At 73.7% G+C, this 4,988-nt stretch carries 4 protein-coding genes; 1 reads left to right on the top strand and 3 read right to left on the bottom strand.

All coding sequences use genetic code 11. The features are described 5' to 3' along the window. The 3 genes from Q1N79_RS05785 to miaB form a co-directional block, all read right to left on the bottom strand. Positions 1-225: hypothetical protein (locus Q1N79_RS05785; RefSeq protein WP_300605350.1), on the bottom strand; the 225-nt coding region annotated here is incomplete at its 3' end. A 474-nt stretch (positions 226-699) separates the two neighbouring features. After that, on the bottom strand, positions 700-1,632 hold the full coding sequence (gene miaA, locus Q1N79_RS05780; protein ID WP_300605348.1) for a tRNA (adenosine(37)-N6)-dimethylallyltransferase MiaA: 933 nt from the start codon (positions 1,630-1,632) through the stop codon (positions 700-702). 8 nt (positions 1,633-1,640) lie between these two features. Next, positions 1,641-3,107, bottom strand: a complete 1,467-nt coding sequence (gene miaB / locus Q1N79_RS05775) for a tRNA (N6-isopentenyl adenosine(37)-C2)-methylthiotransferase MiaB (protein ID WP_300605346.1) — start codon at positions 3,105-3,107, stop codon at positions 1,641-1,643. 59 nt (positions 3,108-3,166) lie between these two features. Here miaB and Q1N79_RS05770 point away from each other — a divergent pair. After that, positions 3,167-4,988, top strand: a 1,822-nt coding sequence (locus Q1N79_RS05770) for a prolyl oligopeptidase family serine peptidase (protein ID WP_300605345.1), incomplete at its 3' end; no start/stop codon positions are given.

Here is a 4,988-nt window from a genome sequence, read left to right as displayed (position 1 = left end):
GCTGGCGGACGCGGTGGCGCGCGGCCGCGCGGCATGGCTGCGCGCCGGGCGGCGCGACCCGGTCCTGGTCGCGGCCTCGGCCTCGGGCTTGCCTGCCCCGGCGGCGGCGAAGGTTTCCTGCTCGATCGGGACGGACAGCGCGGCCATGAGCTTGCCCGGCTCGGGCGGGCGCGGCAGCGTGGCCCCGTAGGCAGCCGCCCCGGCCGCGAGCGTTGCGGCTATCACCGCGGCCGGGGCTGCCTTGCGGGCCCAGCGGGCCGGCTTGCGGGTTCTCGCCGAGTGCCGGCCGGCGTAACGTCCGGACTGCCGCCCGCCGGGCTGTCCGGCGTGGCCGAAGTCCGGGGTGCCGTTCCGCCTGCCGCCTGGAGTCAAGAAGTGCCTAACGCCGTTCCGCGCCCGGCTACGCGGTCACGCGGGTGACCTCTCGCCGGGCCTGACAAATCACTCGGCTCCTAGCGTTACAGCACAGAAACACCCAAAATGGCTTTTCGTTATATATAGCCCAGTAGGGCTATCGAATGTTCAAACGAGTCGATAGTTCGCTGGAGCCACTGGAACGCCGTATGCCACGCGGTTCTCAGCCAGCGTGCGCGAGCCGGCGGCGGAGGTTACGCAGAGCGATGAACCACCCGGACGTGCTAGCCGGCCACCGGTAGCCGGCCGCGTGCGGGGCGTGCAGGAACCGCGCTGGGCAGACGGTCAGCCGGCCGGGGGGACTGACGGTTCGTTCGGGATAGGAGTGAGGACAGCGCGGGCGCGGGCGGTCAGCTCCTCCCCTGCCCCCTCGATCCAGCTGATGCGCGGGTCGCGGCGGAACCATGACTCCTGGCGGCGGGCGAACCGGCGCGTGGCGCGCACGGTCTCCTCGCGCGCCTGCTCCAGCGTGCACTCGCCGTCGAGGTAGCGCAGCATCTGCTGGTAGCCGAGCGCGCGGCTCGCGGTCTTGCCTTCGCGCAGGCCGCGGCCGGCGAGCCCGCGGACTTCGGCCTCGAAGCCGGACGCCCACATGCGGTCGACGCGCGCCTCGATGCGGCGGTCGAGCTCCGGGCGGGGCACCGACAGGCCGATCTGCGCCGCCGGCCGGGAGCGCGCGGCGTCGTAGCCCGGGAGGGTCGCGCTGAACGGGCGGCCGGACAGCTCGATCACCTCAAGCGCCCGCACGATCCGCCGTCCGTTGGACGGGAGGATCGCGGCCGCGGCCCGCGGGTCCTGCGCTCGCAGCCGTGCGTAGAGGGGGGACGGGCCGCGGGCGGACAGTTCGGCTTCCAGGCGCTGCCTGAGCCGTTCGTCGGTGCCGGGGAAGTTCAGGTCGCCGAGCGCGGCCCTGACGTAGAGGCCGGATCCGCCGGCCAGCACGGGGACCTTGCCGCGGGCCTCGATGCCGGCGATGACCCGGTCGGCGAGGACCTGGTAGTCGGCCACGCTGGCGGCCTTTGTCACGTCCCACACGTCAAGCAGGTGGTGCGGGATGCCCTGGCGCTCGGCCAGGGACAGCTTGGCGGTGCCGATGTCCATGCCGCGGTAGAGCTGCATCGAATCGGCGTTGACGACCTCGCCGTCGAGGGCGCGCGCGAGGCTGACCGCCAGGTCGGACTTGCCGGTGGCGGTGGCGCCGACGACGGCGACCAGCATGGCCGGGGTCAGCCGCGGCGGGCTGGCATGCCGAGCAAGATCGGTGTCGCCGCTGGGGTGGCTGGTGCGGGGGCTGTGGCCGCGGGCGCAAGCTGGCGCCCCTCCCAGGCGTCGCCGGCGCGGGTGCGGCGGACGGACAGCGGCTCGCCGTCCGCGATCAGGTAGTGCGGCGCCGTGCCGGTGACCGTGGTGGTGACGATGTCCCCAGGGCGCGGGCGCGTGACGTGCGGCGCGAAGTGCACGAGGCGGTTGTCCCGCGCGCGGCCGGACATGCGGTGCGTGGCGGCGTCCTTGCGGCCCTCGCCCTCGGCGACGAGGATCTCGACGGTGGCCGCGTGCAGCCGCGCGTTCTCTCCGGCGCAGACCTCCTCGACCAGCCCGACCAGCCGGTCGTAGCGCTCCTGGACCACGCCGGCCGGCACCTGGCCGTCCATCGACGCGGCCGGGGTCCCTGGGCGGATCGAGTAGCGGAACGTGAACGCGCTGGCGAACCTGGCCTGGCGGACGAGGTCGAGGGTGTCCTCGAAGTCGGCGTCCGTCTCGCCGGGGAAGCCGACGATGATGTCGGTGGTGATCGCCGCGTGCGGGATGTGGCGGCGCACGTTGTCCAGAATCGCCAGGTAGCGGCCGCGGCGGTAGGCGCGGCGCATCGCCCGCAGGATCGCGTCCGAGCCCGACTGCAGCGGCATGTGCAGGCTGGGCATGACGTTGGCCGTCTGCGCCATCGCCTCGATCACGTCGTCGGTGAAGTCGCGCGGGTGCGGGGAGGTGAAGCGGACCCGCTCGAGCCCCTCGATCTCGCCGCACTGGCGCAGCAGCTTGCTGAACGCGGTCCTGTCGCCGAACTCGGCGCCGTAGGAGTTCACGTTCTGCCCGAGCAGGGTGACCTCGAGGACGCCGTCGCCGACCAGGGCCTTGATCTCGGCCAGGATGTCGCCGGGGCGGCGGTCCCTCTCCCGGCCGCGCAGCGACGGCACGATGCAGAAGGTGCAGGTGTTGTTGCACCCGACGGAGATCGACACCCAGGCCGAGTACGGGGACTCGCGGCGGGCGGGCAGCAGCGACGGGAACGTGGTCAGCGTCTCCTCGAACTCGACCTGCGCCTCGTTCCTGGCGCGCGCGCGTTCGAGCAGTTCGGGGAGGGCGCCGATGTTGTGCGTGCCGTAGACGACGTCCACCCAGGGGGCGCGCCGCGTGATCTGCTCGCGCTCCATCTGTGCCAGGCAGCCGCCGACCGCGATCTGCATGTCCTTGTGCGCCTTCTTGGCCGGGAGCAGCTGACCGAGGTTGCCGTAGAGCCGGTCGGCGGCGTTCTCCCGCACGGCGCAGGTGTTGAACACGATGAGGTCCGGGGTCGCGCCCGGTTCCGCCTTCGTGTATCCGGCTTCCTCCAGGAGCCCGGCGACGCGTTCGGAATCGTGCGCGTTCATCTGGCACCCGTAGGTGCGGATCTCGTAGGTCCGTCCTTCTCCCACCTGACCAGGATAGGGGTGGGGGCGCGCGGCGCTGCCCGCGCGTGATATCGGTTAGGTCCATGACGACAATCGCGCCGTACGGGACATGGGAGTCACCGATCAGCGCCGCCGACGTGGCGCGCGGGAAGGCACGGGTGTCGTTCCCGGCGATCGCCGGGGACGAGGTGTGGTGGCAGGAGAGCCGCCCGGCCGAGGCGGGGCGGGTGACGGTCATGGCCTCGGGCCGTGGCGGGGGCGGCGGAGGCCGCGCTCCCGCTCCCCGGGAGCTGCTGCCCGCTCCCTGGTACGCGCGCACGCGGGTGCACGAGTACGGCGGGAGGGCGTACCTGCCGGTGCCGTCGGCGTCGGGAACGGGTGACGGGTACGACCTCGTGTTCGCGAACTTCACCGACCAGCGGCTTTACCTGCTGGGCGCGCCTGGCGGCGATCCGCGGCCGCTCACGCCCGCGGACGGCGGCTTCCGGTTCGCGGACATGGTGCTCTCCCCCGACGGGCGTGAGGTCTGGTGCGTCAGGGAGACGGTTTCCGGCGGCGGCGTGCGCCGCGCGATCGTGGCGGTCCCGCTGGACGGCTCGGCGGCCGGCGCGCCGGACGCGGCGCGGGTCCTGGTCACCGGCGCGGACTTCTTCGCCTACCCCGCGCCGTCGCCGGACGGCACGAAGCTGGCGTGGATCAACTGGGACCACCCGCGCATGCCCTGGGACGGCACGGAGTTGCGCGTCGGCCCGGCGACGGGCGGGACGGTGGCGGACGCCACGCTGGTCATGGGCGGCCCGGAAGAGTCGGTACTGGCGCCGGCCTGGCGCGACGACGAGAGCCTGTACGCGGTCTCGGACGCCTCGGGCTTCTGGAACCTGTACCAGGTCGCCGCGGTCGCAGGGGCCGCCGGCGCGGTCGCGCGGCCGCGGCCGCTGTGCCCGCGCGCGGAGGAGTTCGCCGAACCGCTGTGGTGGCTCGGCGGGCGCCCGTTCGGGATACTCGGCGACGGCAGGCTCGCCGTGGCGCACGGCCTCGGCGAGCTGCGCCTGTCGGTGCTCGACCCGGCGAGCGGGACGCTGACCGACGCGGACTGGGAGTTCCGCGTCGTCGAGGGCGCGCTGGCCGTTTCCGGCACGGCGATCGCGGCCGTGGCCGGCGGGCCGCGCATCCCGTGGAGCGTGGTCCTGACCACGCCGCCCTGGCCGGGCGGCCCGACCGAGGTGCTGCGACAGCAGGCCGTAGCCGCACCCGACCCCGCGTACCTGTCCGACCCGCGCCAGGTACAGCTTTCCGCCACTCCGAACGGACCCGTGGTCCATGCGCTGGTCTACCCGCCCGCCAACCCGGACGCGACCGCCCCGGACGGGGAGCTGCCGCCGTTCCTGGTGCATGTGCACGGCGGCCCGACGTCGAACGCGGTGCCCGTGCTCAGCCTGGAGATCGCCTACTTCACCAGCCGCGGCATCGGGGTGATCGACGTGAACTACGGCGGCTCCACCGGGTACGGGCGGGCGTACCGGGAGCGGCTGCGCGGCCAGTGGGGCGTGGTGGACGTGGCCGACGCGATCAACGCCGCGCTCGCGCTCGCCGGATCAGGCGAGGCGGACAGGCGGCGGCTGGCGATCAAGGGCGGCTCGGCCGGCGGCTGGACCGCGCTTGCCGCGGTGACCAGCGCCCTGTGCTCGCCCGACGGCGGAAGCCGCCCGGTTCCCGCGCCCGTGTTCGCGGCGGCGGTGTCCTACTTCGGGGTCTCCGACCTGCGGCCGTTCGCGGCGACCACGCACGACTTCGAGTCCAGGTACCTGGACGGGCTGATCGGGCCGCTGCCCGAGGCCGACGCGCTGTACGAGGCGCGGTCGCCGATCGGGCACGTGTCCGCGCTGACCTGCCCGGTGCTGCTGC

Source organism: Trebonia sp., from assembly GCF_030042015.1.
GTDB lineage: Bacteria > Actinomycetota > Actinomycetes > Streptosporangiales > Streptosporangiaceae > Trebonia.
The sequence above is the reverse complement of the archived record's forward strand: the minus strand, read 5'-3'. Positions and strand labels throughout refer to the sequence as shown.

What these genes read in the sequence shown, in the direction of transcription:
- miaA (WP_300605348.1), bottom strand. Translation starts at nt 1,632, where the DNA reads ATGCTGGTCGCCGTCGTCGGCGCCACCGCCACCGGCAAGTCCGACCTG.